We start from the raw sequence: 15,006 nt of genomic DNA, 5'->3' as shown, positions 1-15,006 counted from the left end.
TCACCATGGGTAAAGGATGTTAAAAAGTGTTCACCATGTCCCCGAACACCTGTCTGCAATGTCCCCGGACCGTACAAATGGGGGAGGGGATTAGCACGCTGACTTACTTCTCACCCGCCGCCCGCACCACGGCATCCGCCAGCGCCTGTAACCCACTGCTGCGCGAACTGCTTAACTGCTGACGCAGTCCCAGCTTATCGAACAATGCCAGCGGATCTGCGTCGCGCAACTGCTGCGCCGTTTTGCCTTCTGCTGCAGTTAATAACACCGCCAGCAGACCACGCACAATCCGTCCTTCACTGTCGCCATAAAAATGCAGCGTACCGTCCGCCAGCTGCTGATGTCCCAGCCAGACGCGGTTTTCACAGCCGCTCAGTTCAATCGCGCTGGTTTTCAGCTCCAGCGGCAGAGCAGGCAGTTGTTTACCGAGCAGAATCAGCTGCCGGTAACGATCTTCCCACTGCTGAAAGGCAGAAAAGGTCGCCAGCAGGCTGGCCTCGGTAAGGGTTACGCCAAACGGGTGTGGCGCCAGAACAGCTAACGTCATGATTAATCCGCCAGTATTTCAATTGCTTTCTGCATCGCATCGAACAGCATGTCGACTTCCAGCAGCGTATTATAGGGGGCAAATGAGGCGCGCAGTGTTCCGCTCACGCCCAGCGCCGCCATCAGGGGTTGCGCACAATGTTGTCCGGCGCGCAGTGCAATTCCGCTCTCTGACAGCAAGGTGACCAGATCGCTGTGATGGATGCCCGCGATATCAAATGACAGCAGACTGGAACGGCTGCTGCGGTAGCTGCGAAATCCCGGTAACGCTGCCAGCCTCTCTTCCGCGTAACTGGCAAGGCCGCAGCTCCACTCTTCAGCGGCGGCAATATCAATCGTCTCCAGCCATTTCAGTGCTGCGCTGAGGCCGATCACGCCGGCGACATTGGGCGTGCCGGCTTCAAAACAGTGGGGAACCGGCTGCGGGGTAAAACCGTCGAACGACACCTCGGTCAGCATTTTGCCGCCGCCCTGCAGCGGCTGCATCTGCGCCAGCAGCTCCGGCTTGCCATACAGCACACCGATACCCATCGGGCCATAGAGTTTATGCGCCGAAAAGGCGTAGAAATCGATATCCAGCGCCTGCACATCCGCAGGCTGGTGCACCACACCCTGCGCGCCATCCACCATTACCACTACACCAGCCTCATGCGCCAGCGTAATGATGTGTGCCAGATCCGGGCAGCCGCCAGTGACATTCGACATCTGGCTGACGGCCAGCAGGCGTGTGCGCGGACTCAGCAGGTCAGGCAGCGCCTCGATATCCGGCAGGCGCTGTTCGTCAAGTTCCCACTTCACCAGCCGTGCGCCGGTTTGCTGCGCCAGCATCAGCCATGGCACCAGGTTGGCATGGTGCTCTGCCACGCTGACAATGATTTCATCGCCGGGTTGCAGGCGTGGGCGGAGATAACTCTGTGCGGCCAGATTGATGGCGTCGGTTGCGCCACGCGTCCAGACAATGCTGTCCGGCGTCGCGGCATTCAGGAATTGCGCCACCAGGCTGCGCGCCTGCTCATAGCGTTCTGTCAGCTGGCGTGCGGCGGCAAACTGGCTGCGATGCACGGTGCCGGCACTCAGGCTGTAGAACTGCTGCGTGGCGTCGATTACCGTCTGCGGTTTCAGGGCCGTGGCTGCGCTGTCGAGATAGACACCGGCATCGGCAAGTGCCGGAAATTGCTGGCGAAATAGCGCCGGTTCAAACGTGTTCATTGGACTCTCGTGGTGTCTCACTGCTTTACCCCCGATTCGGAATGGGCTGAATTCCTTCTCCTGAAACTGGCAAAGCTTAGAAAGCGAGTTATGCTAATTATTGCAAGGTTTAGACTATTACCCGTATCAGATGCTGCGATTTGCCGCAGATACTGCTTTGCCGTCAGGTTACCAAAGGCATTCCGCGGGTGGTTTATCGCACTATATCTGCAAGGAGATAGAAAATGAAAAAACTTACCGCAGTACTGGCCGTCTGTGCCATGACTTTTACTCTGGCTGCCTGTTCCAACAATTACGTGATGCATACCAATGATGGTCGCACCATTGTGGCGGAAGGCAAACCTAAGGTAGACGATGAAACCGGTATGATCAGCTACAAAGATGCAAATGGCAACCAGCAGCAGATCAATCGGACGGATGTAAAAGAGATGGCAGAGCTGGGACAATAAATTTCAGCTAAAAAAAAGCACCGCAATTTGCGGTGCTATGTAATATCACTATGGACAGACAGGATAAATCTACAGGAATTAAAAGGTAGCCAGGCTACCGGATCTGAAAATCGTCAGATCAATTGCAAACACAACATCACGACCACAAGCCAAAAGCCAAAAGCCAAAAGCTCTCCATCACTGCGCGGTTTCCCGACGGCATTCTGAACAACTTTTCGTTCCGGCTCTGGAAGTGCGGCAACTATAGGTATTTGCTGGAGCTTCCTCAACGGACAATTTATAATGGCTCGGATGAAAAAATCTAATACGTAACGCGGTGTTGCCGCGTTGCGTCAGGTTGTTACAGAAAACGCGACGGAAACCATGTCAAAACGCCTTCCCCCCCTTAATGCACTGCGTGTTTTTGACGCGGCGGCACGCCACCTTAGCTTTACCAAAGCCGCTGAAGAGCTGTTTGTGACTCAGGCGGCAGTCAGCCATCAGATTAAATCTTTGGAGGATTTTCTTGGCCTGAAGCTGTTTCGCCGTCGTAACCGTTCGTTGCTGCTGACCGAAGAAGGTCAGAGTTACTATCTGGATATCAAGGAAATTTTTTCTGCGCTGAATGAAGCGACACGTAAACTGCAGGCGCGCAGCGCGAAGGGCGCGCTGACGGTGAGTCTGCTGCCCAGCTTTGCCATTCAGTGGCTGGTTCCGCGCCTCTCCAGCTTTAATTCAGATTATCCGGGGATTGATGTGCGTATTCAGGCCGTCGACCGTGATGAGGAGAAGCTGGCGGACGATGTTGATGTGGCGATTTTCTATGGCCGCGGTAACTGGCCGGGGCTGCGGGTGGAAAAACTGTATGCGGAGTATCTGCTGCCGGTCTGTTCGCCGCTGCTGCTGACTGGCGATCATCCGCTGAAAGCGCCTGCTGATCTGGAGAAAGTCACTCTGTTGCATGATGCGTCACGCCGTGACTGGCAATCCTATACTCGCCAGCTGGGGCTGCAACATATTAATGTGCAGCAGGGGCCGATCTTCAGCCACAGTGCGATGGTGCTGCAGGCGGCGATCCATGGTCAGGGGGTGGCGCTGGCCAACAATGTGATGGCGCAAACGGAACTGGAAGCCGGTCGTCTGGTATGTCCGTTTAATGATGTATTAGTCAGTAAAAATGCTTTTTATCTGGTTTGTCATGACAGTCAGGCAGAACTGGGTAAAATAGCCGCCTTTCGCCAGTGGATACTGGCAAAAGCCGCGAGCGAACAGGAGAAGTTTCGCTTTCGCTACGAACACTAATAATGAAAGGGCGTGGTTTCCCGATGTGCTTCCGGTTGCAGCTCACGACGCTGCAGGGCCGATGACGCAGGGGTAAACGGCGTGCCGGTGCTATCGAGGATAGTGTATGTCCAGTCGTGCAATGTTGATTTTCGCCGCCATCAGCGGTTTTGTTTTTGTGATGTTTGGCGCATTTGGTGCCCATGTTCTGAGCCAGTCACTGGGGCCGCAGGAGATGGCGTGGATTCATACCGGTCTTGATTACCAGGCGTACCATACGCTGGCGGTGCTGGGGCTGGCGGCGGCGATGCTGCGTCGCGCTAATATCTGGTTCTACTGGAGCAGCGCGTTTCTGGCGCTGGGTACAGTGTTGTTTAGCGGTAGCCTCTATTGTCTGGCGCTGTCGCATCTGAAAATGTGGGTCTTTGTCACCCCGGTTGGCGGCGTCTGTTTCCTTATCGGCTGGGCATTGATGTTAACTGGCGCACTGCGTCTGAAGAAAAAGGCCGATCGCCATGAATAAAGTGTTGTTGTATTGCCGTCAGGGATTTGAAAAAGAGTGTGCGGCAGAGATAACGGATAAAGCTGCACAGCGTGAAGTGTTTGGCTTTGCACGCGTGAAAGAGGACAGCGGTTATGTGCTGTTTGAATGCTACCAGCGTGAGGACGCCGATAAACTGATCCGCGAGTTGCCATTCAGCGAGCTGATTTTTGCCCGTCAGATGATTGTGGTGGGTGAACTGCTGCGTGATTTGCCGCCGGAAGACCGCATTACGCCGATTGTCGGTATGCTGAGTGGCGCGGTGGAGAAGGGCGGCGATCTGCGCGTTGAGGTGCCGGACACCAATGAAAGCAAAGAGTTGCTGAAATTCTGCCGCAAATTTACCGTGCCGCTGCGCGCCAGCCTGCGCAGCAATAACATTCTGCTCAGCTATGAATCAGCGAAGCGTCCGGTGGTGCATGTGTTCTTTATCGCGTCGGGTTGCAGCTATGTGGGTTACTCGTATTCACATAACAACTCACCGTTCTTTATGGGCATTCCGCGCCTGAAATTCCCGGCAGATGCGCCAAGCCGCTCGACGCTGAAGCTGGAAGAGGCATTTCACGTGTTTATTCCTGCCGATGAGTGGGATGAGCGTCTGGCGAGTGGTATGTATGCGGTCGATCTCGGTGCCTGCCCGGGGGGCTGGACCTATCAGCTGGTCAAACGCAGCATGATGGTGGATGCTATCGATAACGGCCCGATGGCGCCGAGTCTGATGGAAACCGGCCAGGTGACCCACCACCGTGAAGACGGTTTTAAATACCGTCCGACACGCAATAATATTTCCTGGGTCGTGTGCGATATGGTGGAGAAGCCGGTACGCGTCGCCAGTCTGATGGCGGAGTGGCTGGTCAATGGCTGGTGTCGTGAAGCGATTTTTAACCTGAAACTGCCGATGAAAAAGCGTTATGAAGAAGTGTCGCAAAATCTGGCGCTGATTAATGAGAAGCTGAAAGCGGCAGGGATTAACGCCCAGATTAATGCGCGTCAGCTGTATCACGATCGTGAAGAGGTGACGGTACATATTCGTCGTATCTGGAGTGCGACGCCTGGACGGCGTGACGAGCGCTAAATTTTGCCCGGGAACAGGGATTGCTGTTAGCGCTGTACCTGCACGGGAAACACGGACAGATCGGAAAGCCGCTGTTCGTCATCCCTGACCGCTCGTCCCGCGCCATCCCTGGCGCGGGACGCTTTCCTCTTCTGTCCGTGTTCCCCGTGCTTTGAACAGGGATGTCGTCTGTCAGGAAAATCATTTTCGCTGCACACCCGGATTTGCTTTGAGTAACAGCATGCCACTACTCAACAGCCTGGTAACGCAGATCCTTTAAATTCCCATCCAATACCAGATCGGTTTTCAGCGTTGCCACCTGCTGGCTGACCAACGCCATCTGCTGATGCTGTTCCAGCTTTTTGCGCCACTTTTCCGGTACGGTATCCAGTTGCTGGTAAAGCGCAGCCAGCGAGCCAAATTCCGCAAGTAGCTGACTGGCGCTTTTCGGCCCGATGCCTGCCACTCCCGGGATCTTGCTGCTGCTGATGCCCGCCAGTCCCCAGTAATCGGTTAACTGCTGCGGCGTCACGCCAAATTCCTGGGCGATAAACGGCATGTCCAGCCAGCGTTTCTGGAAGTAGTCACGGATGAAAATGGTCGGTGCCAGCAGCTGGCAGTAACCTTTGTCAGTCGAGACAATCGTGGCCTGATGCCCGCCGGACGCGACTTTAATCGCCAGCGTTGCCGCCAGGTCATCGGCTTCATTGCCGGGCGAAGTCCAGCAGGGAACCCCTGCGGCGCGGAATGCATTACGCAGCAGCGGCATTTCCGCCTGCAGATCATCCGGCATGGGCGCGCGTCCGGCTTTGTAATCCGGCAGCAACTGATGACGCCAGCTATCCCGGCGTTCGTCATCGTCAAATACCGCCACCGCGTGTGTCGGGCGGGTGTGCAGCAGTAACTGTTGCAGTGCCTGGACACAGGTCTGCTGGCAGGGGGAGCCCTGCACGGCATGAATGCGGCGAATCAGGTTGAGCGCATCAACGATTAACAGATGGTAAGTCATAATATCCTGCATGCAGCGGCATCTTGCCGCACGTTATACCCGAAATCAGCCGGGTTGCAAGGCGGCACGCGGCGCGCCTGCAACCGGGGTATATACCCTCAATAATTTGTGCTGCAGGAAGACGCGGTCAACGCACCTGCAGCCTGAAGTATGACGGGTATGGCGGGTATCGCCGTTACTTAATGATTTCGTAGCACGGGATATAGGCGGTGCCCGGCAGCTTCATACGATGCTGGGCGACAAATCCCTGCAGTAAATCATCCATGTGATGCATCATTCTGGCATCGCCGTGCAGTTTATACGGCCCTTTTTCGCGGATCTGGCTGATGCCGATCTCCTTCACGTTACCAGCGACAATACCGGAGAAAGCCCGGCGCAGGGCGGCAGCGAGTTGCTCTGGCGGCTGGTTCGGGTAGAGATTGAGGCTCGCCATATTTTCATGCGTGGGCATAAATGGCACCTGCAGTTCCGGTGCAATACGCAGCGACCAGTTAAAGCTGTAGGCATCACCCGATTCCCGGCGGTTTTCTTTTACCTGCGGCATCGCTTTTTTCATCTGGCGCGCCACTTCCGCCGCATCATCAATAATAATGGTGTAGTGGCGACGCGCCTCTTCACCCACGGTATTGACGATAAACTGATCCAGCACGCGGAAGTAGTCCGCACTTTCTTTCGGGCCGGTCAGGATCAGCGGCAGTACCTGGTCACTGTTCTCCGGGTTCATCAAAATCCCCAGCAGGTACAGCAGTTCCTCTGCGGTGCCGACGCCGCCCGGGAAAATAATAATGCCGTGAGCGATACGCACGAAGGCTTCGAGCCGTTTTTCGATATCCGGCATGATGATCAGCTCATTGACCAGCGGATTCGGTGGTTCAGCGGCGATAATGGACGGTTCGGTCAGGCCGATAAAACGTCCTTCTTTGTAGCGCTGCTGGGCATGTCCTACTGCTGCGCCTTTCATCGGCGCTTCCATCACCCCCGGCCCGCAGCCGGTGCAGATATTCAGTTCACGCAGACCGAGCTGCGCGCCGACGCTGCGGCAATACTGGTATTCGATCGCGTTGATCGAGTGGCCACCCCAGCACACCACCATATTGGGATCTTCGCCAATATGCAGGGCGCGTGCATTACGCAGGATCGAGAACACCAGGTTGGTGATATGAATCGAGTCGTCCAGATCCAGATGCTGGAAGCGTTCGGCCGAAGAGAGCTGGCCGTTCACAAACAGGATATCGCGCAGGACGGCGAACAGATTGGCCTGCAGGGCACGAATAATGCGGCCGTCGACAAAGGCGTCTTCAGGCGGATTAATCAGCTCCAGCTTTACGCCGCGCTCACGGCGCAGCACGTTGATATCGAAGCTTTCAAAGCGGGAAAGCAGTTCCTGGCTGTTGTCAATCTGGCTGCCCGAGTTAAGCACGGCGAGGGAACAGTTACGAAACAGCTGGTAGAGATCGCTGCTGGCGGTTTGCTTCAGCATGTCGACTTCCAGCTGCGAGAGCAAATCCATCGCGCCAAGAGGGCTAATATGTGTAATCAAGAGAACTCCTTAAATCCTTTGTTGGTGGCCGCTTCGCTGCGACCACCGAACCTCAGCGTAACCCTGGAAACCCCGGTTTCACAACCGCTTCCTGCATTCAGCGTCAGGCTTGCGAGCTGTCTCGCAATTACTGGCGCACCAGCCGCGAATGGGTGGGCGTAAATTCGCTATTGCTGCGCCATGGATTGATATCCAGCCCGCCGCGACGGGTGTAACGCGCATACACTGACAGCGCTTCCGGCTGGCAGAAACGATTGATGTCATTGAAGATACGTTCCACGCACTGCTCGTGGAATTCATTGTGGTGACGGAAGGAGACCAGATAGCGCAACAGCGCTTCACGGTTGATGCGCGGGCCGCGATAGCGAATCTGTACAGAACCCCAGTCCGGCTGATTGGTGATCAGACAGTTGGATTTCAGCAGATGGCTCACCAGCGTCTCTTCCACCACTTCGCTGCCGGTGGCATTCGCCAGGTAATCAGCGTTGAACTGGTAGTTATCGATCACGATATTCTGTTCGTCGATGCAGGCGCCGCTGAAATGACCAATCGGCTGGCCTTCAATCTCCTGCAGGCGGAACAGCGCCACGCTAACCTCACCCTGTGCACAGGCGCTAAGATCGCGTTCCAGCGTCTGGCGCACCTCGCTCCAGTCGGCAAATGCGGTCTGGTTAAAGCTGTTGAGGTAAAGCTTAAAACTTTTTGATTCGATCAGGTTGATGCTGCTGGCGTTCAGCACCACTTCACCGAAGGCAACCTGCGGTACGCCTTTGCTGTTCAGCCATGACAGTTCGTACAGCGTCCAGATATCCGCGCCATGAAAAGGCAGCGAATCAGGATAAAGACCCAGCGGTTCACGGTTCATGCTGCGCGGTACTGCCTGCAGCAGGCTGGCGTCATAGCGGTCGTGATATTCTGTGGCTTTGCCTAATGTCAGGCTCTCAAGTGCCTGATGCGGATGATGTGCAGACATACTGTTACCTTAATGGCCTGTTCCGCTGTGCGGAGAGGCGTTTGCCGATACAATGGAACCTAAGTGTAACGTAGCCAGACAACAGTGAGAAAAGGAAAGATGGAAGAGACCTCGCAGGCTTTACAAGATTTTACCGCCAGTTACTGTGATAACTGGCAACAGGTGCGCGGCAGCTGGCCTGTCAGTGAGCAGTTGCATGGCATTGCTTCTCCCTGCGTGGTCAGCAGCGAAGAGAGCGTGGTCTACTGGCAGCCGCAACCGTTTAGCCTGGCGAAGAATCTGGACGCGGTCGAACGTGCGCTTGATCTGCGTATTCAGCCAGCGGTAACCGCGTTCTACACCACGCAGTTCGCCGGTGATATGGCAGCGCAGATTGGCGGGTGCAGGCTGTCGCTGGTTCAGGTGTGGAGCGAAGAGGATTTTGTGCGTATACAAGAAAATCTTATTGGTCATCTGGTGATGAAGCGTCGCCTGAAGCACTCCCCGACGCTGTTTATTGCTACCACGGAATCAGAACTGGACGTGATTTCAGTCTGTAATCTGTCAGGTGAAGTGATACTGGAGCAGCTGGGTACGCAGAAACGTGAAACGCTGGCACCGTCACTGGCGGAGTTTCTTAAGTCAATACAGGCTGTTATCGGGGAATAATTGCGATATCAACCGGGTGTGTTGTGAGATATCTCTTACATGACCTGTAGGATATCGCCAAAAAATCCCTGTCATTTTCTGACAAGTCAAATGTGAAAATATTGTAAATCATGCTCTTAGCACATCGCTAAGGGGCATCTGACGTAAGATGAATCCATAAACGTCGTTACTATACTTGTTTGCTTATCATGTTCTGTCAGAATGTTTTGCAACAGAACGGAATCTGTGGAAAGGGGAGACGTCAGGACGATGTCACTTCAGGATGAAGCAAGGATATCTCAGGACGGGATATGGACACCTCCAGGAAGGAGAATGAGAGCCACATTGGGATACTGTGGTGGGCGAGGATGCCGAAGGAGTAGAGTCAGGAAGACTTAAGGTGTCAGGATGACACACAGGACAAGTTTTCAAGGATGAGCAGGGAGCACAAAAGTAGCAGGAACGCTGCAAACGAACGGGGAGCACTGTGTATACAGTGCTCCCTTTTTTTCGTCCATACTTTTTACCGGACGCCCGGCTAATGCTATGCTTGCCGCCCTTTAGTTAACCCTTTTCCCGAGGTCGCCGATGAGCCGTGAACAACAGGTACGCCAGCGTTTGCTGGCGGTGGCACAAGTGCTGCAGGACAGCGGACTGTGGCAGAGCCATGCGCCGGATACCCAGGCGTTTAACAGTAACGAACCGTTCTGTGTCGACACGATGCTGCCGCTGGAGTGGCTGCAATGGGTGCTGCTGCCACGTATGCAGGCGCTGCTCGACAGTCAGGCGCCGCTGCCGCAAAACTTTTCCATTACCCCCTATTACGAAGAAGCGCTGGATAGCGAGACGCCGGGGCGTCTGCTGTTGCTGTGCGAGCTGCAGGCGCTGGACGCCCTGTTTACGGATCATTCTGCCTGATGCTGGAGATCATTTATCAGGACGAGTATCTGGTGGCGGTGAATAAGCCCTCCGGCTGGCTGGTACATCGCAGCTGGCTGGATCGCCATGAGAAAGTGGTGGTGATGCAGACGGTACGCGACCAGATTGGTCAGCATGTGTTTACCGTTCATCGCCTCGATCGCCCGACATCGGGTGTGCTGCTGATGGGATTGTCCAGCGAAGTGGGGCATTTGCTGGCGCAGCAGTTTGAGCAGCATCAGATGCAGAAAACCTATCATGCACTGGTGCGTGGCTGGCTGGATGGCGCGGATCGGATTGATTATCCGCTGGCGGAAGAGCGGGATAAAATCGCCGATAAATTTGCCACTGGCGAGAATGTGCCAAAACCCGCAGTCACCGATTACCGCTCACTGGCGCAGGCCGAGATGCCGTTTGCCATTGGCCGCTATGACTGTGCGCATTACACGCTGGTGGAACTGCAGCCCCATACCGGACGCAAGCATCAGCTGCGTCGTCATCTGGCGCACCTGCGTCATCCGATTATTGGCGACACTAAGCATGGCGATTTGCGCCAGAATCGCGGCGCGGCGCAGTTTGCTGGCTGTGATCGCCTGATGTTGCATGCCAGTTCGCTGGCGCTGACTCATCCGGTTACCGGCGAGCCACTGGTGATCCGCGCCGGGCTGGATGCCTGCTGGCAGCAGATGATGCAGCAGTTTGGCTGGCAGCACTGTCTCCCTGATGTTCCCAGGGTTGAGTTTATCGCGGCAGCAAGTCAGGATAGTGCATCAATTTAAGGAGAGTGGTTATGGCGCAGGTGGGTATTTTTGTCGGCACGGTTTACGGTAACGCGTTGCTGGTGGCGGAAGAGGCGGAGCCGGTTCTGCAACAGGCCGGACATGAAGTCAAAATTTTTGAAGACGCTACGCTGGCGGACTGGCAACACTACAGTGATAAAGTAGCGCTGGTGATCACCTCTACCACGGGTCAGGGCGATTTTCCTGACAGCATCGCCGCGCTGTTTCATGCCATCAAAGATCAGCTGGGCTACCAGCCGCAGTTGCGTTATGGCGTGATTGCACTGGGTGACAGCAGCTACGAGCATTTCTGCAATGCCGGTAAACAGTTTGATGCCTTGTTGCAGGAGCATTCGGCGCAGCGTGTGGGTGAGGTGTTGACGGTGGATGCCGGGGAATATCCGGAGCCGGAAGCGATCACGTCGCCATGGGTGGAAGCCTGGGCGAAGCAGATTTAATACTGTTTGCTGGTGAGCTTTCGCTCCCATCGGGGAGCGTTGCTGTGACACTGAGCCAGCGCAGGGAGCACGGTCGGCTGCGGAAAGACGCAAAACGCGTCATCCATGACGGCTCGGCCCGCGCCGTCCATGGCGCGGGCCGCTTTCCTCCGCTGACCGTGCTCCCTGCGCCTGGAGGTTACACGTTGCTGCCTGATTGTGGCATCGGGAGCATCAGGTCACTGGCGCCGGGTTAAACACCGCCAGCTGATTACGCAGACCCCAGCGATCAGACCATGTCTGTTTTCTGCCGCTGGCAATATCCATAATCATTTCAAACAACCGCCAGCCGACCTGTTCAATGGTCTCTTCCCCGGTGGCAATCGTACCGGCGTTAATATCCATCAAATCATGCCAGCGTTCGGCCAGTGCCGTACGTGTCGCCATTTTAATCACCGGGATCACTGCCAGGCCATACGGCGTACCGCGCCCGGTGGTAAACACCTGCAGGGTAATACCGGATGCCATCTGCTGAGTTCCGCAGACAAAATCACTGGCCGGTGTGGCAGCGTAAATCAGACCACGTTTGGTTGGACGCTGACCAGGTGACAACACTTCGACAATCGGGCTGCGACCGGATTTGGCAATCGATCCCAGTGCTTTTTCCACCACATTCGCCAGCCCGCCCTTTTTATTGCCCGGGGAAGGGTTCGCGCTGCGGTCGGTTTTGCCCTGATCAAGATAGTCGTCATACCACGCCATCTCTTCCAGCAGACGTTTGCCGACCTCTTCATTGACCACGCGTGGCGTCAGCAGATGAATGGCGTCACGTACTTCTGTCACTTCAGAGAACATTACCGTCGCACCGCAGCGCACCAGCAGGTCCGAGGCAAAGCCGACCGCCGGATTAGCGGTCACGCCGGAGAACGCATCGCTGCCGCCACACTGCATGCCGACAACCAGTTCGGATGCCGGACATTCTTCGCGCTGACGCTGGTTCAGTCGCTGCAGATGACGGTCAGCGACCAGCAGGATCTCCTGCACCATCGCCTCAAAACCAATATGTTTCTCATCCTGCAGACGCACAATGTCCTGTTCGTCGAGGGAGATCACCTGCACATCGTCAGTACCGGTCAGCAGGCGCTCAGGCTGCAGTTTTTCGCAGCCAAGGCTGACCACCATCACTTCGCCGCCGAAATTGGCGTTCAGTGCGAGGTTATGGATAGTGCGGATCGGCACTACCGCCGCAGGCGCATTGATCGCCACGCCGCAGCCGTAGAGGTGGTTAAGCGCCACCACGCCATCCACATTCGGATAACGTGGCAGTAAGTCGCGTTCAATGATTTTCACCACGTAATCGACCACCCCTGCCACGCAATGCACGCTGGTGGTAATGCCCAGCAGATTACGTGTACCGACGCTGCCGTCGGCATTGCGGTAGCCAAGGAAGGTATGGCCTTCCAGTGGCGGTAATGGATCGGGCACGCGATTAGCCAGTGGCAGGCTGGCCAGCGGTGGTGCTTCGGGTAGCGCCACCAGCGATTCTTCGATCCAGCTGCCGCGCGCAATATCACGCTGGGCATAGCCAATCACTTCGCCGTAACGAATAATATCGCCGCCGCGGGCGATATTATTTAACGCGACTTTATGCCCCTGCGGGACATGCTCGATTAATTGCAGACCGTCGCTAAATGTGGTGCCAGCCGGAAGGCCGTTATTATTTACCACAATGGCAACATTATCTGTTTCATGAACTTTAATATAAAGTGGCACTTCTGTTATTTTATTCATTGCTCAAATGTCCTGAAAAGAATTAACACGGACAAGCTTCCCGTAAACGGGTTATTAACACTACGACATAAAAGGTTATTTGCTGATTAGGAGTATATGTTGCCCAATCGTCGGGCACACTATGCAAATGCCGCGGTTTTAACATCTATACAGGCATCATTTCGTGCAAAGCGCCAAAGGCAAGAGAGGCGGCTCACAAACAAAATGCCGTGAATTCGGCCTTTATCACGCTTTGTCCGGAAAAAGCCAATTCCGTGAGCCGCTGCGCAGTGTTATGTGCAGATGCCACAAAAAATGACGAAAAGCATATCAAATATCGTGCAATTTTCCGGTGCGTCACTGGCGGCGTATTCATATACTTCATCCAGTGTTGAACGTCAGGTTATTTCCACGCTGCGTAATGAGGTTATTTGCTAATTAAAAAATCGCTGTGTCTAAATCAACATCATTCTGATACCCAAGTCTGGTGTCTGTCGTTCAGAGTGAAAAGTAGCTAACTGCTATATTTCAGGAGCACATAATGAATTCTCTCAGCCAGGCCGCAAGCGCCGTACAAAAGCGAACAAACTCGCGCTATTGGATCGTGGTGATGTTATTTATCGTCACCTCATTTAACTATGGCGACCGCGCCACTATTTCTATCGCCGGTTCCGCGATGTCGAAAGATATCGGTCTGGATGCAGTCGGCATGGGGTACATCTTCTCCGCGTTTTCCTGGGCCTATGTGATTGGTCAGATACCAGGCGGCTGGTTACTGGACCGCTTCGGCTCAAAACGCGTCTACTTCTGGAGCATCTTTACCTGGTCGCTGTTCACGCTGTTACAGGGCTTTGTCGATATGTTCAGTGGTTTCGGCATCGTCGCGGCACTGTTCTTATTACGCTTTATGGTCGGCTTGTGTGAAGCGCCTTCCTTCCCGGGTAACAGCCGTATTGTCGCGGCCTGGTTCCCGGCGCAGGAACGCGGCACCGCAGTGGCGATTTTTAACTCGGCACAATACTTCGCTACCGTCATCTTCGCACCGATTATGGGCTGGCTGACTTCCGAAATCGGCTGGGCGCATGTGTTCTGGTTTATGGGTGGTCTCGGCATCATCATCAGTTTTATCTGGCTGAAAGTGATTCATGATCCTTCTGATCACCCAAGCGTGAATAAAGCCGAGCTGGAATATATGGCTCAGGGTGGTGCGCTGATCAATATGGACCAGAAAAAAGATGAGAAGAAAGTCAGCTGGGGCGAAAAAATGTACCAGATTAAACAGCTGGTCACTTCCCGCATGATGATCGGTGTCTATCTCGGTCAGTACTGTATCAACGCCTTAACTTACTTCTTTATTACCTGGTTCCCGGTGTATCTGGTGCAGGCGCGTGGTATGTCGATTCTGAAAGCGGGCTTTATCGCCTCCATTCCGGCGATATGTGGCTTCCTCGGCGGCGTGCTCGGCGGGGTGATTTCTGACTGGCTGATGCGTAAAACCGGTTCACTGAATATTGCACGTAAAACACCGATTGTACTCGGCATGCTGTTATCCATCTCCATGGTGACCTGTAACTACGTCGATTCTGAAGCTGTGGTGGTGTTCTTTATGGCACTGGCGTTCTTCGGTAAAGGCATCGGCGCGCTGGGCTGGGCGGTGATGGCGGATACCGCGCCGAAAGAAATTAGCGGCCTGAGCGGTGGTCTGTTCAATATGTTCGGCAACATCTCCGGTATCGTCACACCTATCGCGATTGGTTACATCATTGCGGCAACCGGCTCCTATAACGGTGCGCTGATTTACGTCGGTATCCATGCCTTTGTGGCGGTACTCAGCTACCTGGTGCTGGTGCAGGATATCAAACGTATCGAACTGAAAGTGAAAGCTTAAGGATAT

The 15,006-nt window shown here is 54.8% G+C and carries 15 protein-coding genes; 9 read left to right on the top strand and 6 right to left on the bottom strand.

Going from position 1 to position 15,006, the window contains the following annotated elements; all coding sequences use genetic code 11:
- Nucleotides 1–103: 103 nt before the first annotated feature.
- Nucleotides 104–547, bottom strand: a complete 444-nt coding sequence (gene csdE, locus ACSZO1_RS11215) for a cysteine desulfurase sulfur acceptor subunit CsdE (protein ID WP_437612515.1) — start codon at nt 545–547, stop codon at nt 104–106.
- A 2-nt stretch (nt 548–549) separates the two neighbouring features.
- Nucleotides 550–1,755 (bottom strand): cysteine desulfurase CsdA, encoded by a 1,206-nt coding sequence (gene csdA, locus ACSZO1_RS11210; protein WP_437612514.1) that lies wholly within the window; start codon nt 1,753–1,755, stop codon nt 550–552.
- Nucleotides 1,756–1,979: 224 nt separating this feature from the next.
- Here csdA and ACSZO1_RS11205 point away from each other — a divergent pair, with 224 nt between their 5' ends.
- The 4 genes from ACSZO1_RS11205 (at nt 1,980) to rlmM (ending at nt 5,080) form a co-directional block, all read left to right on the top strand.
- Nucleotides 1,980–2,204, top strand: a complete 225-nt coding sequence (locus ACSZO1_RS11205; RefSeq protein WP_437612512.1) for a YgdI/YgdR family lipoprotein — start codon at nt 1,980–1,982, stop codon at nt 2,202–2,204.
- A gap of 363 nt (nt 2,205–2,567) precedes the next feature.
- Nucleotides 2,568–3,485 (top strand): transcriptional regulator GcvA, encoded by a 918-nt coding sequence (locus tag ACSZO1_RS11200; protein WP_437612510.1) that lies wholly within the window; start codon nt 2,568–2,570, stop codon nt 3,483–3,485.
- 106 nt (nt 3,486–3,591) lie between these two features.
- Nucleotides 3,592–3,987: a DUF423 domain-containing protein gene (locus tag ACSZO1_RS11195; RefSeq protein WP_437612508.1), complete on the top strand. Its 396-nt coding sequence runs from the start codon at nt 3,592–3,594 to the stop codon at nt 3,985–3,987.
- A complete protein-coding gene (gene rlmM, locus ACSZO1_RS11190) occupies nt 3,980–5,080 on the top strand; it encodes a 23S rRNA (cytidine(2498)-2'-O)-methyltransferase RlmM (RefSeq protein WP_437612506.1) in 1,101 nt (366 codons plus the stop codon). The genes ACSZO1_RS11195 and rlmM overlap by 8 nt, the downstream gene beginning before the upstream one ends.
- Before the next feature lie 226 nt (nt 5,081–5,306).
- On the opposite strand, the gene xni is transcribed toward rlmM, so the two are convergent.
- The 3 genes from xni to queF form a co-directional block, all read right to left on the bottom strand.
- Nucleotides 5,307–6,068 carry a flap endonuclease Xni gene (gene xni / locus ACSZO1_RS11185; protein WP_437612517.1) on the bottom strand — a complete coding sequence of 254 codons (762 nt, stop codon included), beginning with the start codon at nt 6,066–6,068 and terminating at the stop codon, nt 5,307–5,309.
- Between the two features lie 175 nt (nt 6,069–6,243).
- The gene (ppnN, locus tag ACSZO1_RS11180; protein ID WP_437612504.1) at nt 6,244–7,608 is read right to left on the bottom strand and encodes a nucleotide 5'-monophosphate nucleosidase PpnN; all 1,365 of its coding nucleotides are present in this window, start codon (nt 7,606–7,608) and stop codon (nt 6,244–6,246) included.
- 127 nt (nt 7,609–7,735) lie between these two features.
- A complete protein-coding gene (gene queF / locus ACSZO1_RS11175) occupies nt 7,736–8,581 on the bottom strand; it encodes an NADPH-dependent 7-cyano-7-deazaguanine reductase QueF (RefSeq protein ID WP_437612502.1) in 846 nt (281 codons plus the stop codon).
- Between the two features lie 99 nt (nt 8,582–8,680).
- Here queF and syd point away from each other — a divergent pair, with 99 nt between their 5' ends.
- The 4 genes from syd to ACSZO1_RS11155 all read left to right on the top strand — a co-directional run bounded on the left by syd (nt 8,681) and on the right by ACSZO1_RS11155 (nt 11,363).
- Nucleotides 8,681–9,229 (top strand): SecY-interacting protein, encoded by a 549-nt coding sequence (gene syd, locus ACSZO1_RS11170; protein WP_437612500.1) that lies wholly within the window; start codon nt 8,681–8,683, stop codon nt 9,227–9,229.
- Between the two features lie 567 nt (nt 9,230–9,796).
- A complete protein-coding gene (locus ACSZO1_RS11165; RefSeq protein WP_437612498.1) occupies nt 9,797–10,126 on the top strand; it encodes a YqcC family protein in 330 nt (109 codons plus the stop codon).
- A complete protein-coding gene (gene truC, locus ACSZO1_RS11160; protein WP_437612496.1) occupies nt 10,126–10,905 on the top strand; it encodes a tRNA pseudouridine(65) synthase TruC in 780 nt (259 codons plus the stop codon). Before ACSZO1_RS11165 ends, truC begins: the two co-directional genes overlap by 1 nt.
- An 11-nt stretch (nt 10,906–10,916) precedes the next feature.
- Nucleotides 10,917–11,363 carry a flavodoxin gene (locus tag ACSZO1_RS11155; protein WP_437612494.1) on the top strand — a complete coding sequence of 149 codons (447 nt, stop codon included), beginning with the start codon at nt 10,917–10,919 and terminating at the stop codon, nt 11,361–11,363.
- A gap of 213 nt (nt 11,364–11,576) precedes the next feature.
- Here ACSZO1_RS11155 and garD read toward each other — a convergent pair whose 3' ends face one another.
- Complete coding sequence (gene garD / locus ACSZO1_RS11150; RefSeq protein WP_437612492.1) at nt 11,577–13,133, bottom strand: galactarate dehydratase; 1,557 nt, start codon at nt 13,131–13,133, stop codon at nt 11,577–11,579.
- Between the two features lie 520 nt (nt 13,134–13,653).
- Here garD and ACSZO1_RS11145 point away from each other — a divergent pair.
- Nucleotides 13,654–15,000, top strand: a complete 1,347-nt coding sequence (locus ACSZO1_RS11145; protein ID WP_437612491.1) for an MFS transporter — start codon at nt 13,654–13,656, stop codon at nt 14,998–15,000.
- Nucleotides 15,001–15,006: the final 6 nt, after the last annotated feature.

It is taken from the genome of Erwinia sp. V71 (genome assembly GCF_965644245.1).
Taxonomy (GTDB): Bacteria; Pseudomonadota; Gammaproteobacteria; order Enterobacterales; family Enterobacteriaceae; genus Erwinia.
The sequence above is the reverse complement of the archived record's forward strand: the minus strand, read 5'-3'. Positions and strand labels throughout refer to the sequence as shown.

Bases quoted from the DNA above. Each gene is read 5' to 3' on its own strand.
- ACSZO1_RS11155 (WP_437612494.1), top strand. From the start codon at position 10,917: ATGGCGCAGGTGGGTATTTTTGTCGGCACGGTTTACGGTAACGCGTTG.
- ACSZO1_RS11205 (WP_437612512.1), top strand. From the start codon at position 1,980: ATGAAAAAACTTACCGCAGTACTGGCCGTCTGTGCCATGACTTTTACT.
- syd (WP_437612500.1), top strand. From the start codon at position 8,681: ATGGAAGAGACCTCGCAGGCTTTACAAGATTTTACCGCCAGTTACTGT.
- truC (WP_437612496.1), top strand. From the start codon at position 10,126: ATGCTGGAGATCATTTATCAGGACGAGTATCTGGTGGCGGTGAATAAG.
- ACSZO1_RS11145 (WP_437612491.1), top strand. From the start codon at position 13,654: ATGAATTCTCTCAGCCAGGCCGCAAGCGCCGTACAAAAGCGAACAAAC.
- ACSZO1_RS11165 (WP_437612498.1), top strand. From the start codon at position 9,797: ATGAGCCGTGAACAACAGGTACGCCAGCGTTTGCTGGCGGTGGCACAA.
- garD (WP_437612492.1), bottom strand. From the start codon at position 13,133: ATGAATAAAATAACAGAAGTGCCACTTTATATTAAAGTTCATGAAACA.
- xni (WP_437612517.1), bottom strand. From the start codon at position 6,068: ATGACTTACCATCTGTTAATCGTTGATGCGCTCAACCTGATTCGCCGC.
- csdA (WP_437612514.1), bottom strand. From the start codon at position 1,755: ATGAACACGTTTGAACCGGCGCTATTTCGCCAGCAATTTCCGGCACTT.
- csdE (WP_437612515.1), bottom strand. From the start codon at position 547: ATGACGTTAGCTGTTCTGGCGCCACACCCGTTTGGCGTAACCCTTACC.
- ACSZO1_RS11195 (WP_437612508.1), top strand. From the start codon at position 3,592: ATGTCCAGTCGTGCAATGTTGATTTTCGCCGCCATCAGCGGTTTTGTT.
- rlmM (WP_437612506.1), top strand. From the start codon at position 3,980: ATGAATAAAGTGTTGTTGTATTGCCGTCAGGGATTTGAAAAAGAGTGT.
- queF (WP_437612502.1), bottom strand. From the start codon at position 8,581: ATGTCTGCACATCATCCGCATCAGGCACTTGAGAGCCTGACATTAGGC.
- ACSZO1_RS11200 (WP_437612510.1), top strand. From the start codon at position 2,568: ATGTCAAAACGCCTTCCCCCCCTTAATGCACTGCGTGTTTTTGACGCG.